Annotated in this window: 20 protein-coding genes; 9 read left to right on the top strand and 11 right to left on the bottom strand. The window is 37.3% G+C overall.

Translation table 11 applies throughout. The annotated features are described in order from the left end of the window. Positions 1-33 precede the first annotated feature (33 nt). The 4 genes from acs (at position 34) to nhaA (ending at position 6,077) form a co-directional block, all read left to right on the top strand. Positions 34-1,941: an acetate--CoA ligase gene (gene acs / locus J2786_RS02270; protein ID WP_047431901.1), complete on the top strand. Its 1,908-nt coding sequence runs from the start codon at positions 34-36 to the stop codon at positions 1,939-1,941. 269 nt (positions 1,942-2,210) lie between these two features. Then, positions 2,211-2,576: a hypothetical protein gene (locus J2786_RS02265; RefSeq protein ID WP_047431902.1), complete on the top strand. Its 366-nt coding sequence runs from the start codon at positions 2,211-2,213 to the stop codon at positions 2,574-2,576. Positions 2,577-2,685: 109 nt separating this feature from the next. Then, a complete protein-coding gene (locus J2786_RS02260; RefSeq protein WP_047431903.1) occupies positions 2,686-4,896 on the top strand; it encodes a RelA/SpoT family protein in 2,211 nt (736 codons plus the stop codon). A gap of 2 nt (positions 4,897-4,898) precedes the next feature. Then, positions 4,899-6,077: a Na+/H+ antiporter NhaA gene (nhaA, locus tag J2786_RS02255; RefSeq protein ID WP_047431906.1), complete on the top strand. Its 1,179-nt coding sequence runs from the start codon at positions 4,899-4,901 to the stop codon at positions 6,075-6,077. Here nhaA and J2786_RS02250 read toward each other — a convergent pair. Further along, positions 6,074-7,087: a YihY/virulence factor BrkB family protein gene (locus J2786_RS02250; protein ID WP_047431908.1), complete on the bottom strand. Its 1,014-nt coding sequence runs from the start codon at positions 7,085-7,087 to the stop codon at positions 6,074-6,076. The genes nhaA and J2786_RS02250 overlap by 4 nt on opposite strands. Positions 7,088-7,375: 288 nt before the next feature. On the opposite strand from J2786_RS02250, the gene J2786_RS02245 reads away from it, so the two are divergent. Further along, positions 7,376-7,849, top strand: coding sequence for a 23S rRNA (pseudouridine(1915)-N(3))-methyltransferase RlmH (locus J2786_RS02245; RefSeq protein ID WP_047431911.1), 474 nt, complete (start codon positions 7,376-7,378; stop codon positions 7,847-7,849). Positions 7,850-8,014: 165 nt separating this feature from the next. On the opposite strand, the gene J2786_RS02240 is transcribed toward J2786_RS02245, so the two are convergent. The 4 genes from J2786_RS02240 to J2786_RS02225 form a co-directional block, all read right to left on the bottom strand. Further along, positions 8,015-8,467, bottom strand: a complete 453-nt coding sequence (locus J2786_RS02240) for a tRNA (cytidine(34)-2'-O)-methyltransferase (RefSeq protein ID WP_047431914.1) — start codon at positions 8,465-8,467, stop codon at positions 8,015-8,017. 67 nt (positions 8,468-8,534) lie between these two features. Next, positions 8,535-9,347, bottom strand: a complete 813-nt coding sequence (locus J2786_RS02235) for a tetratricopeptide repeat protein (protein ID WP_047431916.1) — start codon at positions 9,345-9,347, stop codon at positions 8,535-8,537. Then, positions 9,344-9,910 (bottom strand): phosphatase PAP2 family protein, encoded by a 567-nt coding sequence (locus J2786_RS02230; protein WP_047431919.1) that lies wholly within the window; start codon positions 9,908-9,910, stop codon positions 9,344-9,346. The genes J2786_RS02235 and J2786_RS02230 overlap by 4 nt, the downstream gene beginning before the upstream one ends. Before the next feature lie 2 nt (positions 9,911-9,912). Beyond that, positions 9,913-10,254: a Sec-independent protein translocase subunit TatA/TatB gene (locus J2786_RS02225; protein WP_047431922.1), complete on the bottom strand. Its 342-nt coding sequence runs from the start codon at positions 10,252-10,254 to the stop codon at positions 9,913-9,915. A 411-nt stretch (positions 10,255-10,665) separates the two neighbouring features. Between J2786_RS02225 and J2786_RS02220 the strand changes: the two genes are divergently transcribed. Beyond that, on the top strand, positions 10,666-11,610 hold the full coding sequence (locus J2786_RS02220; protein WP_047431925.1) for a hypothetical protein: 945 nt from the start codon (positions 10,666-10,668) through the stop codon (positions 11,608-11,610). 70 nt (positions 11,611-11,680) lie between these two features. On the opposite strand, the gene J2786_RS02215 is transcribed toward J2786_RS02220, so the two are convergent. From J2786_RS02215 to J2786_RS02205, 3 genes are all read right to left on the bottom strand, one after another. Continuing rightward, on the bottom strand, positions 11,681-12,484 hold the full coding sequence (locus J2786_RS02215) for an arylamine N-acetyltransferase family protein (RefSeq protein ID WP_052186992.1): 804 nt from the start codon (positions 12,482-12,484) through the stop codon (positions 11,681-11,683). Between the two features lie 104 nt (positions 12,485-12,588). Further along, positions 12,589-13,848, bottom strand: coding sequence for a TCR/Tet family MFS transporter (locus J2786_RS02210; protein WP_047431931.1), 1,260 nt, complete (start codon positions 13,846-13,848; stop codon positions 12,589-12,591). A 182-nt stretch (positions 13,849-14,030) separates the two neighbouring features. Further along, a complete protein-coding gene (locus J2786_RS02205; protein WP_047431935.1) occupies positions 14,031-16,940 on the bottom strand; it encodes a protein translocase subunit SecDF in 2,910 nt (969 codons plus the stop codon). A 216-nt stretch (positions 16,941-17,156) separates the two neighbouring features. On the opposite strand from J2786_RS02205, the gene J2786_RS02200 reads away from it, so the two are divergent. Further along, a complete protein-coding gene (locus J2786_RS02200) occupies positions 17,157-18,524 on the top strand; it encodes a PQQ-dependent sugar dehydrogenase (protein ID WP_047431937.1) in 1,368 nt (455 codons plus the stop codon). Between the two features lie 296 nt (positions 18,525-18,820). Here J2786_RS02200 and hemN read toward each other — a convergent pair whose 3' ends face one another. From hemN to J2786_RS02185, 3 genes are all read right to left on the bottom strand, one after another. After that, entirely contained in the window at positions 18,821-20,179 is a 1,359-nt protein-coding gene (hemN, locus tag J2786_RS02195; protein ID WP_047431939.1) for an oxygen-independent coproporphyrinogen III oxidase, read from the bottom strand. Positions 20,180-20,357: 178 nt separating this feature from the next. Beyond that, positions 20,358-21,371, bottom strand: coding sequence for a WD40/YVTN/BNR-like repeat-containing protein (locus tag J2786_RS02190; RefSeq protein ID WP_047431943.1), 1,014 nt, complete (start codon positions 21,369-21,371; stop codon positions 20,358-20,360). Positions 21,372-21,420: 49 nt separating this feature from the next. Beyond that, positions 21,421-22,938, bottom strand: a complete 1,518-nt coding sequence (locus J2786_RS02185; RefSeq protein WP_047431945.1) for an amino acid permease — start codon at positions 22,936-22,938, stop codon at positions 21,421-21,423. A 446-nt stretch (positions 22,939-23,384) separates the two neighbouring features. Between J2786_RS02185 and pnuC the strand changes: the two genes are divergently transcribed. Together pnuC and J2786_RS02175 are read left to right on the top strand one after the other, a co-directional pair. Continuing rightward, positions 23,385-24,056, top strand: coding sequence for a nicotinamide riboside transporter PnuC (gene pnuC, locus J2786_RS02180; protein ID WP_047431948.1), 672 nt, complete (start codon positions 23,385-23,387; stop codon positions 24,054-24,056). 4 nt (positions 24,057-24,060) lie between these two features. Further along, positions 24,061-24,699 (top strand): hypothetical protein, encoded by a 639-nt coding sequence (locus J2786_RS02175; protein WP_047431951.1) that lies wholly within the window; start codon positions 24,061-24,063, stop codon positions 24,697-24,699. Positions 24,700-24,741: the final 42 nt, after the last annotated feature.

Genomic DNA, 24,741 nt, shown 5'->3' with positions numbered 1-24,741 from the left:
AAATAAATTCAAATTTCAAAAAACGAAAGGGATATGAGAAATTACTTAATAGAAGATTTACCACAATATTTCGAAGACTATAAAAAGTCTATCAAAAATCCTAAAAAATTCTGGGATAAGGTAGCGGATCAAAACTTCGTGTGGTATCAAAGATGGAGCAAGGTTGTTAAGTACGATATGAATGAAGCTAAAATCACCTGGTTTAAAAATGCAAAACTCAACATTACCAAAAACTGTATCGACAGGCATCTTACCATAAGAGGAGAAAAAACGGCTATTATCTGGGAACCTAACGACCCTAAGGAAGAAGCACAGCATATTTCTTACAACGAATTATACACCCGGGTGAATAAAACTGCCAATGTTTTACGCGATATGGGTATTGAAAAAGGAGACAGAGTCTGCATTTATCTTCCCATGATTCCTGAACTGGCTATAACGATGCTTGCCTGTGCAAAACTGGGGGCCGTTCATTCCGTTATTTTTGCAGGATTCTCAGCTTCAGCAGTCGCTTCAAGAGTCAATGACTGTGAAGCAAAAATGGTGATCACCTCAGACGGAAGTTACAGAGGAAATAAAGTTCTGGATCTGAAAAGCATTGTGGATGATGCGTTGGAAAAAACACCAACGGTTGAAAACGTTCTTGTAGTCAAGAGAACCCACAACGAAATTACAATGAAAGAAGGAAGAGATCACTGGATGGCCGATCTGTATGAGAAAGCTTCTCCTGATTTCGTTACGGTAATTATGGATTCCGAAGATCCGCTTTTCATTTTATACACTTCAGGATCTACAGGAAAACCTAAAGGAATGCTGCATACCTGCGCCGGATATATGGTGTACACCGCGTATACCTTCAAAAATGTATTCAATTATAAGGAAAATGATATTTATTGGTGTACGGCAGATATCGGATGGATTACCGGACATTCTTATATCCTTTACGGGCCTCTATTAAATGGAGCTACCACTGTAATTTTTGAAGGAGTTCCTACTTATCCTGAACCGGACCGCTTCTGGGAAGTGATTGAAAAACATAAGATCACTCAGTTTTACACCGCTCCGACAGCGATCCGTTCTTTAGCGAAAGAAAGTGCGGAATGGGTTGATAAACATGATCTGAGCTCTCTGAAAGTTATCGGATCTGTGGGAGAACCTATCAATGATGAAGCATGGCACTGGTTCAACGATCATGTCGGAAAGAAAAAATGTCCGATTGTAGATACCTGGTGGCAAACGGAAACAGGAGGAATTATGATTTCGCCCCTTCCTTTTGTAACGCCTACAAAACCAACTTATGCTACTCTCCCACTGCCAGGTGTACAGCCTGTTCTGATGGATGATAAACGAAATGAAATTACAGGGAATCAGGTCACCGGAAATCTTTGTATCCGTTTTCCATGGCCGGGAATTGCGAGAACCATCTGGGGAGACCACCAAAGGTATAAAGAAACTTATTTCACAGCTTTCCCTGGAAAATATTTTACAGGAGACGGAGCTTTGAGGGATGAAGTGGGCTATTACAGAATTACCGGGCGTGTAGATGATGTAATTATCGTTTCAGGGCACAACCTTGGGACAGCACCTATTGAAGACAGTATCAACCAGCATCCGGCTGTTGCAGAATCCGCCATTGTAGGTTACCCTCATGACATCAAAGGAAATGCGCTGTATGGCTATGTAATGCTTAAAGAAACCGGAGAAGGACGTGATAAGGAAAATCTGAAAAAAGAGATTAATCAGTTGATTTCAGATCAGATCGGGCCCATTGCCAAGCTGGATAAAATACAGTTCGTTTCCGGACTTCCAAAGACACGTTCAGGAAAGATTATGCGTAGAATCCTGAGAAAAATTGCAGAAGGTGACTTCAGTAATTTCGGAGATATCAGCACACTTTTAAATCCTGAAATTGTAGAGGAGATCAAAAACGAAAGAATTTAAATTTCATCAATTTTTTAACCAATAGAAGCCCCGGAAGTTATTTTCAGGGCTTTTTTTATTAAAAAACCACAAAATAACAAGGAAATTCCTATGAGACAATTACGGATATTATCCAATTGTTAAAATTAAACACCTGTTCAATAATTATTCTTAAACATTACCATTATCTATTGAAAACTGAATGTTAATTAACAAATTATATTGTCTTAAACACAATGATAATCGGAAAATTATTACTAACTTTAGTCATAACTTTAAACCAATTAACTATGTCACATATATTAGCTGGACTATTTGATTATCACAGCGACTACAAAAAACTGGAAAGTGATCTGGAAAATTCAGGATTTGAAAACTCAGATTACATTGTATACCTCAATGATGGTTCTGGTAATTCTCAATACCTGGCAAGCGTTACTGTAAATGATCTTAACCAGATTGATCTTGCACGGAGCGCATTTATTCAGAATGCTGCATTGAAATCATATCTGTTCGAAAATATGAATATCAATGAAACCAATTATGATACGATCAAAAGGTATATTGATGCAAGAAACAGGGCAGAAATTCACAGCAGCCCTGATATCAAAATCAAAACGTCAAGTGACGGTATGAATTCTGAAGTAAAATTCTAATCGATATAAAATCTAATAGCCGAAGATCCGCAGTGTATACTGCGGATCTTTTATGTTTGAAAAAACTAAAAAATTTCGTATTTTCGTCTAATTATAGGCATGTGCACAAATGAGCTACGATTTAGAACAAGAGAATAAAGAGATCCTTGCCAGATATAAGGACCTGATTTCTAACACATACAGAACATTGGATGAGGAAAACAATAAGCTCATCCGAAAGGCATTCGATATTGCGCTGGATGCCCACAAGGATCAAAGGAGAAAATCCGGAGAACCGTACATCTACCACCCTATTGCTGTTGCTAAAATTGTAGCAACAGAGATTGGTTTGGGAGCTACTTCTATTGCCTGTGCACTTTTGCACGATGTAATTGAAGATTCGGACTATACTTACGAAGACCTTAAAAAAATCTTTGGTGAAAAGATTGCCAATATCGTGAATGGACTGACCAAAATTTCCATCATGAACCATCAGAATATTTCTGTGCAGTCTGAAAACTACAGAAAACTGTTATTGACATTATCCGAGGATTTCAGGGTTATTCTGATTAAAATTGCAGACCGTCTTCATAATATGAGGACTCTGGAAAGCATGGCTCCGGATAAGCAGAAAAAAATTGCTTCAGAGACGGTTTATATCTATGCTCCAATGGCTCACCGTCTTGGGTTGTACAATATTAAATCCGAACTTGAAGATCTTTCTTTAAAATATAACAGCCCCGAAGTATATAACGAGATTACGGAGAAATTGGAACTGGCCAAGGAAAGCCGTGAAAGATATATCGAAGAGTTTAAGAAAGAAGTGTCTGAGAGACTTCATGAAGAAGGTTTAAACTTTAAAATCAAAGGCCGTGCAAAAGCCATCTCTTCCATTTACAGAAAGATGCTGAAGCAGGGAGTTTCTTTTGAAGAGGTTTTTGATAATTACGCCATCAGGATTATTTACAAATCGGATGCGAAGAATGAAAAATTCCTGGCCTGGAAAATCTACTCCATCGTTACGGATGTATACCACAGTAACCCTTCCAGAATGCGTGACTGGATTACCCAACCCCGTTCTACAGGATATGAAAGTTTGCATTTAACCGTTTTAGGACCGGACAGAAAATGGATTGAAGTACAGATCCGTTCGGAAAGAATGGATGAAATTGCAGAAAAAGGAGTTGCTGCTCACTATAAGTATAAGGAAGGTTACAAACAAAGCTCTGATGACAGAAATTTTGAAAAATGGGTAACCGAAATCCGCGAAGTACTGGAACAACAGCAGAACCTTTCCACTTCGGAACTTTTAGATAATATTAAGCTTAATTTATATTCCAAAGAAGTATTTGTATTTACTCCGAAAGGCGAAATTAAAATCCTTCCCACTAATGCTACCGCCCTGGATTTTGCTTTCTCTGTTCACTCTGATCTGGGAATGAAATGTTTAGGCGCTAAAATCAATGGAAAACTGGTTCCTATTTCCTATATCCTTCAAAACGGGGATCAGGTAGACATTCTTTCTTCACAGAATCAGAAGCCAAAATCTGACTGGCTGGAATTCGTTGTGACTTCGAAAGCCAAATCCAAGATTAAAAGTTATCTGAACTCTCAGAAAAACCAATTGGTAGAAGAAGGAAAAGAAATTCTGCAGAGAAAACTTCGTCATGCAAAGATCAATTTTAATGATGAAGAAATTAATAAACTTCAGAAGTTCTTTAATTTAAAATCATCGCAGGAGCTCTTCCTTAAATTCCAGAGTAATGAACTGGATGTAAGCAGCCTGAGAAAATATATAGAAAGTAAAAACGTATTCAATAACCTACTTTCAAGATTCAGAAAATCGCCTAATAAAAATCAGCATTTTGAGGATCCAAAAGAGGAAAACCTTGACATGATTGTCTTTGGGAAGGACGAAGAGAAGCTTAACTACACCTATGCAAAATGCTGTACAGTAATTCCGGGGGACAAAATCTTCGGATTCATTACCATTTCAGACGGAATCAAGGTACATAGCGACAACTGCCCCAATGCCATCAATCTGAGAGCACAGTATGATTACCGTGTCATCCCTGCCAAGTGGGTGAATGCAGAAAGTTTCAAAAACAGAGTAAAAATTGAAATTGAAGGGCTTGACAGGATGGGTATGATTAACGATATCACCACTGTCATCAGTGGAAGTATGGGAATGGATATGAAAAGTATGTCTATTGAATCCAACAATGGTGTTTTCACAGGAAATATCAACCTCGAGGTCAAAAATAAAGGTCAGTTGGAAGAGACCTTTAAAAAACTTAAAAATATTAATGGTGTTTCAAGAGTGAGACGGGTACAATCGTAAACATGAATTTATCTCTTTATTTTAAAAAATTTTTCAACAACAGTCAGTCCTCAGGAATTATTCTTATTTTCTGTGTACTCATTTCATTGCTTATTGCCAACTCATCTGCTGCAGAGAACTTTCAGCATTTTTTAGACCAGGAAGTGGGAACTCATCTTTTTGGGTTGGAATATCCTGTCAGCATCTGGATCAATGACGGACTGATGGCTATATTTTTCCTTCTGGTAGGCCTTGAAATAAAACGTGAACTTGTAGAAGGTGAGCTTTCATCCTTTAAAAATGCCTCGCTTCCTATTTTTGCAGCAGTAGGCGGAATGCTTGTTCCTGCTGTAATCTACAGCATTTTCAATACGGGAACGGATTACAGCAATGGCTGGGGAATTCCTATGGCAACAGATATTGCATTTTCTCTGGCTATCATTTCGATGTTAGGTAAAAAGATTCCTAATTCTATCAAGATATTTTTGGCTGCATTAGCTATTGTAGATGATCTGGGAGCAATTTTAGTAATTGCCATTTTCTATACCGAACAAATCCACTGGAGCTATCTGCTGTTATCTTTTGGGGTAACTGCCCTGCTTTTTGTTTTAAACTTCTTAAAAGTTACCAAAACGGTATTTTATATCATTCCGGGATTGTTTTTATGGTATTTCCTTCATCATTCCGGAATTCATGCTACGATAGCAGGTGTTTTACTTGCCTTTTCAATACCTACCAATGCTTCGAATGTAGAAATTTCACCGCTGGAAAAACTGGAGCATCAGCTTCATATTCCGGTAAGTTTTCTGATCATGCCGATATTCGCTTTAACGAATACCAACATCACTTTTTCCAGTGAAATGGTGGCAGGAGTTACAAGTACATTAGGACTGGGAATTATCTGTGGATTGGTATTAGGTAAACTGATCGGGATCAACTTATTTTCATTGATTGCTATCAAATTAAAACTCAGTTCCCTACCTCAAAACAGCAACTGGCTTCAGATGATTGGTGTAGGATTGCTGGCCGGAATCGGGTTTACCATGTCTATTTTTATTGCATTGCTTTCTTTTAAGGGAGAAATTCATATACAGGATGAAGCGAAGTTTGCGATCCTGATTGCGTCCTTCATCGCTGCAATTGCAGGATTTACCATACTTAGTGTAAGCTCAAAAGAAAACCCTGAACTGGAAGAGAATTAATCTGCCTTCCGGTTCTCCAATTTTCTCTTGTGTTCCTCATCACTATCAAAGTCCGGTTCAGTGATCTGAGCATGATATTCTGAAGCTTCTTTCTTTATCTCATCAGACAGCAGCTTTTCTATTCTGACTTTTCGGATCGCCATATTCAGTTCATTTCCGAATAAAAGAAGATATACGTTTACATTCACCCAAACCATCAGTAGAATCATACTGCCAATGGAACCGTAAAGCACATTGTACCGTGCGATATCTTTTACATAAATAGCAAAAATATAAGTTGTCACCACAAAGAGTACTGTGGTCAGAATAGCCCCCGGAACCGCTTGGCGGAATCTTGTAATCTTCACCGTTCCCAACCAGTAAAATAGGGTCAGAAGTATAAAATAAAAAAGCGGAAAAGAAACAAACCCGATAATTTTTGAAAGGTTATCTACCAGCCAGGTTACATCATAAGCCGGAGTAAAAAGCTTCATTACAACCTCTGCATAATACACGCCGAACAGTGTTAAAAAAACGATGGTAATAAAGCCTATCGTGATAAAAAATGAGAGAATAAACTCTTTTACATCGCTTAATTTTTCATCTGTATTTTCATTAAACCCGTTAATCAGGGAAAATGTACCGTTCGTAGCAAAAACAAGAGCCAGAAGAATGGTCAGGTTACTGATTCCTTTCATGTTCGGAATAATATTGCTTACGATATATCCTTTTACATCTCCTTCCATGTTTGAAGGGAAAACATTATGCATCAGTACATCAAAAATATAAAACTGAAGCTCATCATATAGTGGCATATGTGGCAACACAGAAAGCAAAAACAGAATAAACGGAAACAGACTTATCGTAAAGCTCCAGGAAATAGCCGCCGCTTTTCTTCCTATTTTTCCTTTAAAAATCCCGGAGATATAGATCTGAAACATCTGCCAAAGCGATATTCCCAAAACAGGAATATGGATGCTGTCAAAAAAGTCTTGAATCTTTAAAATAAATTTAGGAACCTTTACACTCATCGATCTGTTTGTCTTTATACAAAGGTAGGGGAATTAAATTAAATAGGGAAAAGATAGGTGGCAGATGTTAGGTAGAAGGTGGCAGGTTTTATGGATTAGGAGGGAATTTGGGAGTTTGAGAGTGAGAGGGCTTTAGAGTTTAAGGTTTAAGGTAACCCGCAACTACTATAACTTGCAACCCGAAACCCGAAACCCAAAACAAACAACCTTGAATCCCGAAATTGCACCCAAAAAACCAGCAACAAATTAGCCGCGAAACCCTATCTTTGCACTCTGAAACTTCTTACAATGCGAATCAGCTTACTTTGTATCGGTAAAACGGATGATAAGGAAATTACTTCTTTAATCAATTATTATCTCAACCGTTTACCCAAACACTGGAATTTTGAAATCACAGAAATTCCGGATGTAAAAAATGCCAAAAACCTATCCTCTGATCTTCTTAAAAAGGAAGAAGCCAAATTGTTTTTAAACCATATTGATAAAAACGATCTTGTAATCATTCTCGATGAAAAAGGGAAACAGTTTACCAGCCGGGAATTTTCTCAAAAGATTGATACCTGGATGAATTCTTCTGTAAAGAAAGTACATATTCTGATTGGAGGAGCTTATGGCTTTGCGGAAGAAATATACAGCAGAGCTAATGAAAAAATGTCTTTATCCAAAATGACTTTTACCCATCAGATGATCCGTCTGTTTATTGTGGAACAGCTTTACCGCGCTGATCAGATTCTGCAGGGAAAACCTTATCATAACGATTAAAACAAAAAGGTATTATCTCAAAAGTCAAATAATTGGCTTTTGTCATTCTGACGAATGAAGAATCTCATTGATAAACAGAAGTATGAGATTCTTCATTATATTTCTGAACTGTGTTCGCAGACTTTCAGTCTGTATTCAGAATGACATTTTGAAACAACCTCTTTTTTATTTCAGACTGATCTGCCTCTTCGCTTCACCCACTACAAAAGCAACGGAATTGGCAATATTAAAGCTCCTGATCAGTTTCGACATGGGAATGGTCAGATGATTTTCAAAACGGTCTAAAACCTCTTTACTTAACCCTACACTCTCCTTTCCGAAAACCAACCAGTCTCCGTCCTGAAAATCAGTTTCAAGATATGATTTTTCGGCATGTGAACTCATTAAAAAAACACGGGACTTATCAGGGATCTGCTGTATCCACTCTTCAATATCTGCATATTCAGAAACATCGAGATGTACCCAGTAATCCAGTCCGGAACGTTTCAGATTTTTATCATTAATTACAAATCCAAGCGGATGGATCAGGTGTAATCTGCTTTCGGTTCCTACACATAATCTGCCTATATTTCCTGTGTTATTGGGTATTTCAGGCTCTACAAGAACAATATTCAACATCTTTCTATCTCTTTATTCTTTTTTAGTATGGATGTATTCAAATGATTTGGATAAAATATTTCTTCATTTATTTTTTTGCACATTTAGTATAAGAATCCGTCAGGACTGCTTTTTCATAGCCTAAAGCAACTGCTTTATCCAGATTTTCACAAGCTTCTTTAATTTTGGAGGTGTCCATAAGAATCATAGCTTTGCTCACATAAGACTGGGCAAATTTCGGGTCTATAGAAATTGCTTTGTTGGCGTCTACCAGTGCTTCCTTATATTTTTTCATTTTAAAATAGACATCTGCTCTGCCATTATAAAGCAGTGATTCCGGTTTTTCAGCGAGAAGTTTATTATAATCTTTTAAAGCTCCGTCCAGGTCACCATTATTTTTTTTCAGATTGGCTAATCCTGTCTTTGCAAAAAGATTATCAGGAGCAAAAGTCAGAATCTGGTTAAGGTCCTTAATGGCAAGCTCTTTTTTTCCCTGACTGTCGTAAATTTTGGATCGTGTAAGATAGAGATCCGGAGTTTCGGCATTCACCTGAAGTCCTTTTTCTATATATTCCAAAGCTTTTACCTTATTTCCTTTCTGACTGTAAAGGGATGAAAGGTTGACGTATACAGAAACCGACAAGGGGTTTGCTTTCAGAGCGGAATCGTAGGATTTAAAAGCCTGAGTAGTTTTTCCAAGCCTTCTCTGAGATGTTCCGAGATAATCGTAATATTCCGACTGAAATTTTTGGATCTGTTCTTTTTCTGCCAGTTTTAAATATTGCTCTTCTGCACATTTATAATCAGCTTTGCTAAAACATTCTTCAGCCAGTTTTTTATCCTGGGCATAGAAATTAAGGGAAAAACAGAGGGAAGTTACTACCAGTAAAGTTTTTTTCATGAATTTATAGTTTGTTTGTTGATCACTTTTTTGGCGAGTGCACCAAATATCACTCCCAATAAAGATCCAACAAACGCCCCCACCAAAATATCTATCGGGAAATGCACTCCTAAATATATTCGGCTGTAGGAAACCACTATAGCCCACACAAATATAGCATATGGAAACCATTTAAGCTTATTTTTTAATAAAATACTTAAAAAGGATGCCAAAAAGAATGTATTGGAAGCATGCGCAGAATAAAAACCAAACTGTCCGCCGCATTTCACAATTCTCATGTGATGCTCCAGAGTAGGATCATGACAAGGTCTTAACCTCGCCACACCATATTTGAAGACACTGGCCAACTGATCAGAAACCGTTGCTCCAATAGCCAGAAATATAAGGATAAAAACTAATGATCTTAGTTTATGGTTTTTGTATAAAAAATAAAGAAATATAATATAAAGAGGCACCCAGATCCAGGTACTGGAAATCAGCATCCAAAACTGGTCAAAAGATGAATTCCCCAAATTATTAAGGTAAAGAAATACCTTTTTATCTTCCTGAATGATTTCCTCCATGGTTATCTGCTTACAGGTCCTTCGTAAGTCTCATCATCTGCAGGCTTCGGTTTTTGAGGCTCATTAGAAGCCACTGAAGAAGGTTCCGTCAGAATATCTTTCTGGATATCATTCATCGGGTTGAAATCCTTTGCAGCATCTTTTACCTTCTCAATCTCACGTTTGATTTCAGAAACAGGATTGTCTGTTTCTTTCATGATTTCAGTTTTAATGTCTTCCACTGCTCCACGCATTTTTCTAACGCCTGCACCTAAGTCACGCGCAATCTGGGGCAGCTTATCCGGACCGAATAATACAACGATTGCAATGGCAATGAGTGCCATTTCTCCAATGCTTAATTCCATGGTGTAAAATTACAAAAGATTATTGCATTTATAGACTGTAAACTAAAAATTTAAACAAATTTTAAGATTTTATAATGAAGTTCAAGATTCAAGGTTTAAAGTTTAAAGTTGGCGGCTGCATCTTACGAGTGACGGGTTGCAGGGTTATTTTGTTGCCGCTGCTCATTTTTTAGTTTCGGGGTTTAGTTTTTTTGTTACTGGTTCTTTTTGTTGCTGTTTAACCACAACTTTAAACCTTAAACATTGAACTTTAAACCCTCAAACCCTCCCATTCTCAAACTTAAAATCCTTGCTACCGGACATCTGCGACCTCACACCTCACCTATTAATTAACAAATATTTAATTCAAAATAATGAGAATTACGCAACAATTATGTATATTTATAATACACAACCAAACAAATATCAATTATGAAAAAACTAGTGACTACTTTCAAAGTTTTTGCCGTGTTGTCGGTATTGGCACTGCACAGCTGCCAGAATGAAAACAACGAAATGAACCAGCAGGAAACAATTCAGGCTAAGGTAACTGTAGATGATCTGAAAAAAGAGATCACTCCTTCTTCTTCTCAATCTGTTCCTGAAGCAGTACAAATTCAACTGAATGAATCGGGTAAAAATCTTGAAACTTATCTGAAAAATGATTTACAGATTGTTGGAGTGACTGTATTGGGAAAAATTTCGACCCAACAGGGAGCAGAGCTTTCCAAAAAGCTGATTACAGATAAAAATCAGTTCATTGCTTCCGGAAATATTATGGATCCGTCAACGGTAAAAATCGGAAAAGTTGGAGATTTGTATCATGGCGAGGATCTGACAACTGCACAACAAGGATTAAAAGAAGCCATCACCGAAGAACTAAAACCGGGTACCCAGGTTATGGAAGTAACATGGAATGGCAAAAGCGGAAAATTTACGACATTGTGTTTTTATGGTGATTCAGGAATTATCTGGGACAATATCTTCGGAGGTCTTGTGATGATGGACACCCGTGGACATTCAGAAGCATCTGACGAAGCTTCTAAAGTAGCTTCTAAATGGTATAAACAATGGTGGACAGCTAACTGGCTATGGGGTTCAAAGCGAGGTGAAGCCGGATATCAGATTACGATTTATTATTCCGGGTCTACCGTTTCCAATGCAGATGTAAGCGACTGGGGATATATCAGTTTAGGAAAAGCAAAAAGCGAAAGCAAGATCACAAAAAGAACCGGATCCTACGGTCAGTGTCGTTATGCCCTGGGACTTTGTACCCCTACAGGTTCTTTGAGCTTTAATTCTACTAATTTTTCCGTATCATTCTCCGGATTGGGCAGTAATATTGTAAGTAACGGGACAAAATCACTTTATCCATAATTTTCATAAAAATCAGATTTAATCAAAACGGGAAGCTCGCTGAGCTTCCCGTTTATTGTATTGATAAGTTCTACCAGATTCTGACTTTCGACTTCAATGCATCTATTGCATTCTCTTTAAGTCCAAAGGTATTAATCAGTATTTCATAGAGCTGTACATCGTTTTCTATTGTTATAGATTCTTTTTCACCATCAGCGGAGCGTATATTCAGTATATGATCTGTGTAGGTATAGCGGGCATTCTCATCTACTTTTGAAAGAATCAGTCTGTTCTTAAAATGGGAATCCGGATGGGTAGACAGATACCAGTTGGAAATATCCAGATCAATGGGTTCTACATGCTCAGGAATAAATCGGTACACCGGAAGCCATTGCTCCTTCCACATCCAAAGTGTGTAGGTTTCTTCTTTATGGGAAACTTTAAATATTCCGTTGGGTGTCTGCTGCTGATCTTCTTCGTTTAAAAGTATGGGTGAAGTAAGGGTAGCTGTTCCGAATCCGCAATCTACCACATACTGTTTTCCTTCAAAATCAACAATAAGTAAAAGATGAGTCTGTGCAGCACTACTGTCTTCCTGTCTTCCCCACACTACCCTTCCAAGCTGAAGCTTTACATTGAATCCTACTGTTTTTAAAACTTCACTTAAAAGCAGATTTTGTTCATAGCAATATCCACCTCTGGATTCCATAACCAGTTTTCTGAAAATATCATCTAACTGCAAAGAAGGAACAGTTCCAGTATAAGAATCAATATTCTCAAAGGGAATATATTTGGGATGGAGCTGATGTATTCTTTTCAATGTTTCCATACTCAATTCCGGAGTTCCGGAGAAATGAATCCGTTCAAAATACTTTTCCAGATCTGATGTATTCATAATTTGGTTTTTTCTGTTTCAAAAATGAGTAAAGCGATTTTACTCCTGTAAAATTATTGAAAGATGTAACCTAAAACCGCCTATATCTCATCAATAGAACAAATCTATGGCTTATGAAAATCTTTTTCCGAGGTTAGATCAACTAAATTTTTATTTTTTTTCTGAAAAGCCGAATACGTAATTACCACACTGATCGCCATTAAAATAAAAGCCAAGAAGAAAGGTGCACCGGAAAATTTGAACGGTGCTTCATCATGGGTAAAATAGTAAAACAAATTGGTCATCATAGGAGGACCGATAATGGATGTGGCACTCATTAAACTCGTTAATGCTCCCTGAAGTTCTCCCTGTTCATTGGAAGGTACACTTTTCGTAATGACAGATTGTAAAGCGGGTCCGCAGATTCCTCCTAAACAGTATGGCACCAAAAATACAAACATCATCCAGCCTTCTGAAGCGAAAGCAAACAAGAGCATTCCAACTGCATAGAAAGCCAGTCCGTAATAAATACTTTTTTGCTCACCCAATCTTGGTGTCGTATATCTGATAAGTCCGCCCTGTACAAGACCTACCAGCAAACCTACTACTCCTAATGAGATGCCCACCATTCTTTCTGTCCAGCTGAATTTATACATCGTAAAGAAACTCCAGTTACTCTGTACAGCATGACCTGCAATGTAGATTAATATCAACGAAACAATCAAGCCGGAAATTTCAGGATGCTTACCTAAAAATTTAAATGAACCAATAGGATTGGCACGTTTCCAGTCGAATTCTCTTCTTTTATCTTTATCCAAACTTTCAGGAAGGATAAAGTATCCGTAAAGGAAATTCAGCAAACACAAGCCTGCAGCAGCATAGAAAGGAACTCTCGCTCCATAATGTCCAAGAACTCCGCCCAGAACCGGTCCAATGATAAATCCAAGTCCAAAAGCAGCCCCTATCAAACCAAAATTCTTAGCCCGGTCTTCATCAGTGGAAATATCAGCAATATAAGCACTGGCCGTGGTGACACTTGCTCCTGTAATCCCTGCAATGATCCTTCCCAAAAACAACCACCAGATGGTTGGAGCCAGGGCAAGGAAAATATAATCTACTGCAAATCCGAAAAGGGAAATCAGAATAACGGGTCTTCTTCCGTATTTATCACTAAGATTTCCTACTAAAGGAGAAAATATAAATTGTGTAAATGCATAGGCAAATCCCAGCCAGCCGCCATACTTTGCAGCTTCACTAATATCTGCGTGAATAAGTTCCTCAATTAATTTCGGAACAACGGGAATGATGATCCCCCATCCCGTAATATCGATCAGTAAAGTAATAAATATGAAGCCTATAGCCGCTTTTTTCTTTGAATTTTCCATGATGGTGCAAAATTAATCAAATCTGAAAAATAATGATTCTAAATTATGAATAGTTAATATGAATACTAAAAAAATGTAAAGCCAATAGGATCATAAATAGCTGATCGTGATTTTTTTGACTTTGACCTTAAAAAAAGGCCGTTTCTTTCGAAACGGCCTTTACTAATTTATTGTAGTTTGTATTACTTTGAAGCAAGTTCTTCTTTTGAAGAAGTGGATTTCCCATGTACCTCTTCTTCTTTTCCTGTTTTAAGGAAGTCGTAAGCAATTGCAGACGCAATAAAGATGGATGAGTAAGTACCGAATCCAATACCGATTAACATGGCAAACATGAATCCTCTTAAGTTATCACCTCCGAAGATAAAGATCGCAAGGATCACCAAAATCGTAGTGAATGAGGTGTTAAATGTTCTACCCAATGTACTTGAAATAGAGTCATCAAACAGACCTGCTAATGTTAAAGATTTTTTCTCTCTCAGGTATTCTCTAATTCTGTCGAAGATAATTACGGTATCGTTGATTGAATAACCCAATACTGTAAGGATCGCCGCGATGAAATCCTGATTGATCTCCATGTTGAACGGCATATATTTGTGAAGCAATGAATATGCTCCTAAAATAATTACCGCATCGTGGAATAGAGCAGCAACCGCTCCAAGAGAGAACTGCCATTTTCTAAATCTTACCAGGATATAAATGAAGATCATTGCTAAAGCAGCTAATACAGCATAGATACCGTGAGTCTGGATATCATCAGCAACAGAAGGTCCTACTTTCTCAGAAGAAATAATTCCTGCGTGGTCTTTATCAGCAGATTTGAAATCTTTCAATGTAGTTCCTGCCGGTAAATTTGATTTTAAACCTTCAAATAATTTCTGTTCGATAATCTGGTCAGCCTTTAAAGATTCATCCTCGATAAGATAATCTGTAGAAATCTTTAATTGTTTGTTGTTTCCGAAAGTTTTAGCTTCCACAGAAGAGTTTTTACCATCTTCAGTTTTGAATAGTGCTACTAATTTTTCTTCAACATCTTCAGCTTTTACGTCTTTATCAAATCTTACAACATAGTTTCTACCACCGGTAAAGTCGATACCGTATTTGAAACCGTGCGTTGCGATGGAAATCACACAAATAACTGTAAGAACAGCAGAAACGATGTAAGCATATTTTCTCTTTCCGATGAAATCGATCCAGGTATTTCTGAACAGATTTTTCGTAGCCGGGGTCCAGACAGAAAGTCCTTTTCCTTTATTTAATCTTGAGAAGATCATTACTCTTGAAAGCAATACAGACGTGAATAATGTCATTAAAATACCGATCATCAACGTCAATGCAAAACCTTTAATAGGTCCTGTTCCGAAGAAGAACAATACAACTGCCGTTAGGAAAGTCGTGGTGTGACCATCAATAATCGCATTTAATGCATGTTTGAAACCATCTTTGTAAGCTTCAAGAATACTTTTCCCAGCGAATAATTCTTCTTTAGTTCTTTCATAAATGATAACGTTCGTATCAACCGCTACTGCCATCGTAAGAACGATACCCGCGATACCTGGAAGCGTAAGGGTAAAGTCACCCGAATCCATAATACCGAAAATATAGAATAAGTTGATCACCATTGCAATTACCGCATATACACCAGCCCCACCGTAGTAGAAAATGATATAAACAATGATAATAGCGAATGCAATGATAAACGACATTAAACCAGAATCAATAGCCTCTTGTCCTAAAGATGGACCTACAACGGTAGCCTGAACTACTTTTGCACCTGCAGGCAATTTACCAGCACCTAACACGTCTACCAGTTCTTTAGCTTCTTCCTGAGAGAAGTTACCAGAGATCTGAGTTCTACCGTTAGGGATAGCACCTACAACGTTAGGGGCTGTGTATACTCTGTTATCAAGAGTTACTGCAACCGGTTTTCCAACATTTTTCTCAGTTAATGTTTTCCACTCTTTTGCTCCTTTAGAGTCCATCTGCATATCTACCACTACTCTGCTTAGTTCATCGTAGCTGATATTTGCAGTTTCAACAGCACCGTCTACCGGAGCTTTCTGGTTGATGTTACCTCTGATCGCATACAATACCAAGCTTTCGCTATCTGTAGCTTCAGGTTTGTAACCCCACATGAACTGTGTATATTTAATGTTAGACGGACGTAAAGACTGACCTACTTTGCTGTTTAAGATTTTGTTTACAACTGCAGTATCAGATAGTTTTACGTTAGCAACACCATTTGTTCTTAATTTGTCAAGCTGTAAAAGGCTCATGAAGTTCACATTCTTTGCCACTCCCATAGAATCTCCTTTTGTAGCAACCATAGTTGTCAAAGTCTGGAAATAAGGCGCAATTTCAGGAACCTGCTGTACTTCCCAGAACTGAAGTTTTGCAGAAGTCTGAAGCATTTTCTTCACTTTATCGATGTCCTTCATACCAGGCATTTCCACGGAAATTCTAGCGGTACCAGGTACTCTCTGAACATTTGGCTGGATGGCTCCAAGCTTGTCAATTCTCGTTCTGATTACCTCGAAAGCTGTTCCTACAGATGCATCGATTTTTCTTTTAACAATGCTTTTCACCTGCTCATCAGGAGTGTTGTACTTCACCTCAGTAAGGGTTGTATTTCCGAAAATTTCCGGATCTGCCAACTTAAGGTTTGCCCCTTTAGCTTTGTTAATTACATCGAACTGCTCGAAGAAGTTGTCGATGTAAGGTTTAGTAGAATTCTTCTGTGCTTCATCAGTTTTGTTTAAAGCCTCGATAAGAACAGGATTTGTAGAATAATTGGTTAAATCATTTACAAGATCTCTTTGGTTGATTTCCAAAAGAACGTTGATCCCACCTTTCAAGTCAAGACCAAGTTTCATTTCCTTGTCTTTGGCTTTAGTGTAATAAAGTTTTGTGAATCCTAAATTCAAAGTATCCTTAGAAAGTCTTGCGATTTCTTTTTGATACTTCTCCGGATTGTCTCCTGCAATAGCAGTCGCCTGCTTTTCAATTTTGCTGGTGTACCATGTTGGTAATAGCTCGTTTAAGCAAATCAACCCTAGTACAATAGCGACAATTGTAATAAGTCCTTTTCCTTGCATTTTGTTATAACTACGTTAAATTAAGTCGGCAAATATAATGATTTTCTTGTATTTTATGAATTTTTAACAACAGAAATGGTTTATTTCCAGATATATTGGTGTTGTGATTTCTATTTAAGATTTAACAATTTTTTCATACTATCATAATGAAGTCTTCAAAACTGATTGGTATAAAATTTTCATTTACTTTTCCAACACACTAACTCTCAAAATATTATGAAAAAATTACTTTTTTGCATCAGTATTTTTTCTTCCTTAATTGTTAATTCTCAAAGTATTAATTTGGAAGAATTTGTCACAGGACTTACCAGCCCTGTAGAGATTACGAACGCCAATGACAGCCGTCTTTTTGTTGTTCAACAGGATGGCATCATTAAAATTATTCAACCCAACGGGACAATTAACCCAACTCATTTTCTGAATATCGGATCGAAAATTATTTTTGGCGGCGAAAGAGGTCTTCTTGGCCTTGCATTCCATCCTCAATACTCTGCTAACGGGTATTTTTTTGTGTATTATAATAATCCTGCAGGGAATATTATTGTGGCCAGATACAGCGTAAGTTCAACAAATCTGGATGTAGCTGATCCTGCTTCAGAAAAAATACTGCTGAATATTCCCAAACCATTCGACAATCACAATGGAGGAAGCATTCATTTTGCCCCTGACGGAAAACTCTGGATCATCACCGGAGACGGAGGCAGCGGTGGCGACCCGAATAATAATGCTCAAAACAAAAACTCCTTACTGGGTAAAATGCTGAGAATAGACGTAGACGCTACAGGCCCTTATAATATTCCGCCTGATAATCCTTTTGCAGGAGCCGGAGTGGATGGTGCAGACGAAATATGGGCTTACGGGCTTAGAAATGCCTGGAAATTTTCTTTTGATCTGACGACAGGCAATGCGATGATAGCTGATGTTGGACAGGGAGCAATAGAAGAAATCAATAAAATGCCCATTACGCAGGCTGGTTTAAACTATGGCTGGCGCTGTTATGAAGGTAATAATATATACAATCCGGCAGGATGCGCTGCGCAGTCTACCATGACCTTTCCTGTCGCTGTATACGACCATTCCGGAGGGAAATGTTCCATCACGGGTGGATATGTGTACAGAGGAACTCAGTATCCGTCACTTCAGGGAAAATACTTTTTTGCAGATTATTGTTCTACCCAGATCGGAATTCTGGACAGCAATAATGCCATCACATGGACTACTCCTTATTCAGGAAATAATTTTTCTACTTTCGGAGAAGATTATCAAAAAGGATTATACGTAGCAGCCGTAAACAGTGGAAAAATTTTTAAAATATCCACAGGAACTCTAGGAACCCAGGAAAATACTTTAGGAACAATAAAAATTTATCCAAATCCTGCTTCCAAAGAAGTTTTCATTGATGGGGTTAAAGATAAAAAAACCGCATTGGAAATCATCAGTGCAGAAGGAAGAAAAGTTATGAAAACGGATCAGATCTCTAATGGTAAAGGCATTGATATATCAGGAATTCCTTCGGGAGTGTACTATATCAATCTGAAATCCGGGGAACTGAAATCATATAGTCAGAAATTGATTATCAAATAGTAATAGCTGGTTTTAAACGCATACGAAACGTAAAGGTTTTTAAATTCTGTAAAAAAGGATCGCAAAGGCGCTTCACTAAGCAAAAAACATTGGAAATTTCTTACTATTAAGAAGGATTTAAGCATTAAAGCATAGTTAAGTTAAAATAAAGCATTCTGATTTTTAAGCTTAAAGCGAAGCTCATTTTAATACTCTAAATACCTTAATGCAATCTTAATGTTTCAAAAAAGTTTAAACAAGTTCAAAATAAGTCTACAGGTCAATAAAAAAGCGGTTCAGAACTGAACCGCTTTTATTTATATTGTCATGGAGAAAATCCTTGTTTCAGGTTTATTTCTCATCATTCTAAGGTCAAAAACCATTGCTACATTTCTTGTGAATGCTCTACCAGCTTCTGTGATTTTAACTTCAGTTCCGTTGATTTCAACCAAACCGTCATTTTCCATTTCTTTCAGCATTTCCAGTGCATTATCAAGCTCAGGGAAAGAATTGTTTATATCAAAAGTGGTTTCAAGCTGACACATCAGATTCAGAATATGTCTTCTTACCGTAAGATCCTCATCGCTCAGAACGTGTCCTTTTACTACAGGAATTTTACCTTCTTCAACCATTTTCTGATATTCTTCAACCGTTTTTACATTCTGGGCAAAAGCATACCATGAATCTGATATCGCAGACATACCAAGTCCTACCATCAGCTGGGTATTACTTGAAGTATAGCCCATGAAATTTCTGTGAAGTTTTTTATGAATTAAAGACTGATACAGATCGTCGTGCTCAAGAGAGAAGTGATCCATCCCTACCTCAATATATCCTAAATCCTGAAGAAGTTTTTTACCATCTTCATACAAACGGCGTTTTTCTTCTCCACTCGGAAGATCATTTTCGTCAAATCCTCTCTGTCCTACCCCTTTCACCCATGGAACATGTGCATAAGAATAAAATGCTAGTCTATCCGGCTTCAGCTCCATTGTCTTTCTGATCGTGTGTTCCATTGCTTCCCAATTCTGGTGTGGCAATCCGAAAACCAGATCATGGCTGATTCCTCTATAGCCGATTTCCTTAGCCCATTCTGTAACATTTTTTACATTTTCAAAAGGCTGGATTCTGTTGATCGCTTTCTGTACTTTAGGATCATAATCCTGAACTCCAAAGCTTACTCTTCTGAAACCAAGATCATACAAAGTCTGAAGATGCTCTTTCGTCGTATTATTTGGGTGCCCTTCAAAAGAAAATTCCGGATGTTCTGCAATATCAACCGATGAAAAAATACCCTCCAACAATGTTCTCAAATTCTCAGGAGAGAAAAACGTAGGGGTACCACCACCAAGGTGTAATTCTTTCAGCTTAGGTCTTTCGTTGAAAAGATCAAGATACAGTTTCCATTCTTTTAAAACACTTTCCAGATAAGGAACTTCAACACTGTGCTGTTTCGTAATACGCTTATGGCATGCACAGAATGTACACAATGCCTCACAGAAAGGCAAATGGATATAAATAGAAATCCCCTCCTCTGCATTGCTCTCATGAAAAGATCTTATTACAGTTTCCTTCCAATGTTCCGGTGAAAATGTTGATTCATCCCAATATGGAACGGTAGGATAAGAAGTGTAACGCGGTCCGGGAATATTATACTTATCTATTAAAGAGTTCATTTTGAAAATTAAAATTTTATAAGGGTATGAAATTTAACATAATTAAAATTCCACTCTACAAAATTAACCATTAGTTATGAATTTTAACCTATGAATTATATTAGGTTCTATTTTATAATGAGTCTAAATACTTATGATCAGGCTTTTAATAAATAGTGATAAATTCTATACCTTATATTTAAAATTTTAATTTCATGACTGCAATTTTGTTATTTCCTGCAAGAACCACTCTGTCTGCATCAATCCACTGGCAGACAAAGAAGCCTTTTTCATCAGAGACTTTAGTCCATGTTTTTCCAAAATCTGAGGAATAGCTGATATGTTTGTCTCCTACTGCAATAATTTCTTTTCCTTTTGATCCCGGCTTTATTTTCACACAGGTTGTATATCCTGCGTTCTGACCTGAAGCCTGAATCTGCCAGGTTTTTCCACCATCATTAGTGGTGGCAATATTGTTAACATTGGCATCCTGCTTGGTATAATCTCCCCCAACGGCAATCCCAAACTTATCTTCAAAAAAATCGATAGAATACATTCCCTGTGAAGATTCTCCCTGTACAAATGGTGTATTGAAAATTCCAAACTTTTTATCTTTCAGATTCATTCTTAAGATTCTTGAAGCTTTTCCTCCTGTTGCAATCCACAAATATTTTTTGGATGATGAGATATTGGTATTACTGGCAGCAAAAGCTGCTTCACCCTCATTTAATTTCAAATTATTCTTAAACATACTCCATTTCCCTTCTTTGTACACAGCCAGCTTCAGCATCTGATCTTTATCTGCGTCACTAAAAGTATAAGCCAGCTTATCATTGACAAAATGTAAAGCGTCATAAAAAGCGGTTTTTGCAGTATCTTTAAAAACAACCTCTGATTTCAGCGTTTTCTTATCGATGGCAAAGAAACGTCCCGGACTTTCAATATTGATTGCATAAAAAGTAGTTTTATTCTGCCCTAATGTTCTGAATTGAAGTTTCTCTTCAGATAGCTTGATCTGTTTCTGGTTTTTATAATCTTTAAGATCTACAAACCCGAATTTGGAATCCGTACCACTATACCAAACCTTGTTGTTATACAGTTCAAGAGCTCTGATACTGATCTTATCGTTAAGAATTGTTTCAAGGCTTTCCACCTGCTGGGAAAATGCTGTAAGTCCTATGGACAAAAATAAAATGGAAAAAATCTTTTTCATATGATAGTATTGAGATAAAAAAAACCGCCGAAGCGGTTTAATATGATGATTAATCTTGGTTCTGATATTTTTCAGGATTGTTCAATTTACTGTTTGATTTCCCATAAAGGAAATATACTAAACCACCTAAGAACAACCACACAGCCGAAAGCTCCAATGCATGAGCACTTAAGTTAAATATCAAATAAATATTGATAAATACTCCCAGTGCAACAACAATTTTGTAAGCCGGAACTTTGAAAGGTCTGATCAAATTAGGTTCTTTTTTTCTCATTACCCAAACTGCAATACAAACCAGAGTAAAGGCAAACAGGGTTCCGAAACTTGTCATATCTGCCAATGTTGAAATTGGGGTAAAGGCTGCGATCAATGCTACAACAATTCCTAACAAAAGAATCCCTTTATAAGGTGTTTTTGTTTTTGGATGAAGATCACCGAAGAATTTAGGAATCAATCCGTCTTTTGCCATTCCGATGAAGATTCTGGACTGTCCCATCATCATTACCATTACTACAGAAATTAATCCTACAGTAGCAGCAATGGTTACGATATTACTAGCCCAGTGTTTTCCTGCAATTTCAAAAGCATAAGCAACAGGAGCTTTAATAGCATCAGGGTACTTCCCTTCCGGGTTAAAGTCTGTATAATGCATCATCCCTGTTAATACAAGAGATACACAAATATATAAAGCTGTACAAACCAATAATGAAGCAATAATTGCGAAAGGCACATCTTTCTTAGGATTAATAGCTTCCCCAGCCTGCGTAGAAACAGCATCAAAACCAATATAAGCAAAGAAAATAGCTGCCGCTCCGGAAATAATTCCTTTAATACCATAAGCAGAAACCAGATCACCTTCAGAATTTTTAATCTGAACCTGATCCGGAATAAAAGGCTTCCAGTTTTTAACTCCGTCTACAGCGTTATAAAGATCAGTATTAGAGAAAATAATATATACTCCTGCAATAATTACAAAGATAACAGCAGAAGTTTTCATTAAAACGATCAGGTTATTTGCTCCTGCAGCTTCTTTAGTTCCCTTTACCAATAATGCAGTAATTAAAAGAACAAGAATAAATGCAGGCAGGTTCATGGAAAAACCCTCTCCAGTATAACTTGCCGGATCTGATGTCAGATAGGCAGGCAAATGAATATTAAAAATCTTCAAAAATTTGTTAAAATATCCGGACCAACTCACGGAAACCGCCATACTCGCCATGGCATACTCGAGGATGAGACACCACCCCATGGCCCATGCAAAAATTTCTCCTACCGTTCCATAGGCATAAGCATATGCTGAACCTTCTACAGGAATAATGGAGGCAAACTCTGCATAACATAATGCAGCAAAAACGCAGGCGATCCCTGCAATGATAAAGGAAATTGCAAGTGCTGGCCCTGCATGATAATAGGCTCCTGTTCCGGTAAGAACAAAGATTCCACCACCGATGATAGCACCTACTCCAATTGCTGTTAAACTCCATTTTCCAAGGACTTTTTTCAGCTCACTTTTCTTCATATCTGCCTCATAGGCACTTAGTGGCTTTTTAACCCAAATTTTCGACATGTTTTTTTATTTATTAAGGATTTACGAAAATATAAAAAATTTAGAAACTCTCACGTTAATCGTTAAAATTTCATCATTTATTTTACATTAAAGACTTTAAAAACCTGACCAGCACCTTATTCATAGTATTTCCCCAACATGAAGTTTTCCCGTTCTGATTCTGAACCACAGAACCAGAAGTCAGTCATAATACAAATATGCCGTAGTCTGCATTCTTACAAAAAAAAAGAATGTAGAGATATATCATGATGACTATAGTTTGAAAACGTTGGTAATGTCATTATTATCTTACAACTATTTTACCATCCGAAATAAACAGAAATTCTGAGTAATCATCACTTCCCCATTGAATTTTCACAAGTCAGGAAACTCTACGGGACGTCATTATATTTGATAACCTGTAAGGAACTTCTAAAAAAAAGCAAAATTTCTTTATTTTTGATACCATGAATTTATATGATCTTTTCATAAAGCCTTATGAAGGTTATGATACTTTACAGATTATGCTGGAAACTTCGGGGGCCGTCTTAGGAACTCTGAGTGTGTATTTTTCGATTAAAAAAAATATCTGGGTATACCCCACCGGCATTATTTCTACGCTGATCTATGTTTATATTCTTTTCAATTTCGGTCTGCTTGGAGACTGCCTGATCAACGTTTATTATACCGTAATGAGTATCTATGGATGGATTTTATGGGCCAGAAATTCAAAAGATCATATTCATGTTGATGTCACCTGGGCCCTCACAAAGGAATGGCTCTATGCCAGCTTCCTTTTTATACTGAGTCTGGCACTTGTGACCCTTATTTACTATTACAAACCTTATATTGATAATCAATTTTCGATGGAAGGAACCAGCTTCGGATTGTATCACCTGGACTGGGCAAACTGGATGGATGTTTTCACAACCTCAATATTTTTGGTAGGAATGTGGTTTATGGCCAAACAGCGCATTGAGAGCTGGATTTTCTGGATTATCGGGGATCTTATTTGCATTCCTATGATGATTTTTAAGGGACTTGGAATCACTTCGGTTCAATATTTGGTATTTACTATAATGGCGATCTTAGGATACGTCAGTTGGAAAAAAAGTTTTAAAGAAAAAAAAGTACAATAAAGTCATGAAAAATTTATTTAAAATAGCATTCAGTATTTTTGCTATTACCAGTTTAACTTCTTGTTTAGCATATACCGACGGATACGGAAGCAATGGAAGCTACGGGTATGGAGATCCGTATTATAACAACGGATATTACTATGCTCCATCAGGATATTACGGAAGTGGTGGATATTGGGGTAATGATGGCTATTATTATAGAAACAACGTTAATTATTACTATGATAATGGTATTCCTTATTACTATGATAGCTACAATAACTCCAGAAGAAAAGTATATGTAGAAAGAAGATCTTCCTCTTCTTCGAGACCTGAGAACGGATTCCAGAATACGCGTACAACGAACAGCAACGGTTCATACAATAATAACAGAAACTCCAACAGCAACAGCGGATTCAGAAACCAGAATAATGGTTATCAGAACAATCAGGGAAATCAAAACAACAGTGGTTTCAGAAATTCCAACAGTAACAGTGGATTCAGAAATCAAAACAGCAGCAATCAGAACAACCAGAATAACAGCGGTTTCAGAAATTCTGGAAGCAGCAGGTCAGAATCTTCTGGTGGTGGATTCAGAAATAGCTCAGGCAGCCAAAGCACCAGTTCAAGCAGACAGCAGAGCGGCGGAGGCGGCTTTAGATAAAACGATTATAAATAAGGAAACGAACAGCTAACACTGTTCGTT

The organism is Chryseobacterium vietnamense, assembly GCF_031454475.1.
Lineage (GTDB): Bacteria > Bacteroidota > Bacteroidia > Flavobacteriales > Weeksellaceae > Chryseobacterium > Chryseobacterium vietnamense.
This window is presented reverse-complemented; position numbering and strand designations above follow the sequence as displayed.

Coding starts and splice junctions, on each gene's coding strand:
- acs (WP_047431901.1), top strand. CDS start 34: ATGAGAAATTACTTAATAGAAGATTTACCACAATATTTCGAAGACTAT.
- J2786_RS02265 (WP_047431902.1), top strand. CDS start 2,211: ATGTCACATATATTAGCTGGACTATTTGATTATCACAGCGACTACAAA.
- J2786_RS02260 (WP_047431903.1), top strand. CDS start 2,686: ATGAGCTACGATTTAGAACAAGAGAATAAAGAGATCCTTGCCAGATAT.
- nhaA (WP_047431906.1), top strand. CDS start 4,899: ATGAATTTATCTCTTTATTTTAAAAAATTTTTCAACAACAGTCAGTCC.
- J2786_RS02250 (WP_047431908.1), bottom strand. CDS start 7,087: ATGAGTGTAAAGGTTCCTAAATTTATTTTAAAGATTCAAGACTTTTTT.
- J2786_RS02245 (WP_047431911.1), top strand. CDS start 7,376: ATGCGAATCAGCTTACTTTGTATCGGTAAAACGGATGATAAGGAAATT.
- J2786_RS02240 (WP_047431914.1), bottom strand. CDS start 8,467: ATGTTGAATATTGTTCTTGTAGAGCCTGAAATACCCAATAACACAGGA.
- J2786_RS02235 (WP_047431916.1), bottom strand. CDS start 9,347: ATGAAAAAAACTTTACTGGTAGTAACTTCCCTCTGTTTTTCCCTTAAT.
- J2786_RS02230 (WP_047431919.1), bottom strand. CDS start 9,910: ATGGAGGAAATCATTCAGGAAGATAAAAAGGTATTTCTTTACCTTAAT.
- J2786_RS02225 (WP_047431922.1), bottom strand. CDS start 10,254: ATGGAATTAAGCATTGGAGAAATGGCACTCATTGCCATTGCAATCGTT.
- J2786_RS02220 (WP_047431925.1), top strand. CDS start 10,666: ATGAAAAAACTAGTGACTACTTTCAAAGTTTTTGCCGTGTTGTCGGTA.
- J2786_RS02215 (WP_052186992.1), bottom strand. CDS start 12,484: ATGAATACATCAGATCTGGAAAAGTATTTTGAACGGATTCATTTCTCC.
- J2786_RS02210 (WP_047431931.1), bottom strand. CDS start 13,848: ATGGAAAATTCAAAGAAAAAAGCGGCTATAGGCTTCATATTTATTACT.
- J2786_RS02205 (WP_047431935.1), bottom strand. CDS start 16,940: ATGCAAGGAAAAGGACTTATTACAATTGTCGCTATTGTACTAGGGTTG.
- J2786_RS02200 (WP_047431937.1), top strand. CDS start 17,157: ATGAAAAAATTACTTTTTTGCATCAGTATTTTTTCTTCCTTAATTGTT.
- hemN (WP_047431939.1), bottom strand. CDS start 20,179: ATGAACTCTTTAATAGATAAGTATAATATTCCCGGACCGCGTTACACT.
- J2786_RS02190 (WP_047431943.1), bottom strand. CDS start 21,371: ATGAAAAAGATTTTTTCCATTTTATTTTTGTCCATAGGACTTACAGCA.
- J2786_RS02185 (WP_047431945.1), bottom strand. CDS start 22,938: ATGTCGAAAATTTGGGTTAAAAAGCCACTAAGTGCCTATGAGGCAGAT.
- pnuC (WP_047431948.1), top strand. CDS start 23,385: ATGAATTTATATGATCTTTTCATAAAGCCTTATGAAGGTTATGATACT.
- J2786_RS02175 (WP_047431951.1), top strand. CDS start 24,061: ATGAAAAATTTATTTAAAATAGCATTCAGTATTTTTGCTATTACCAGT.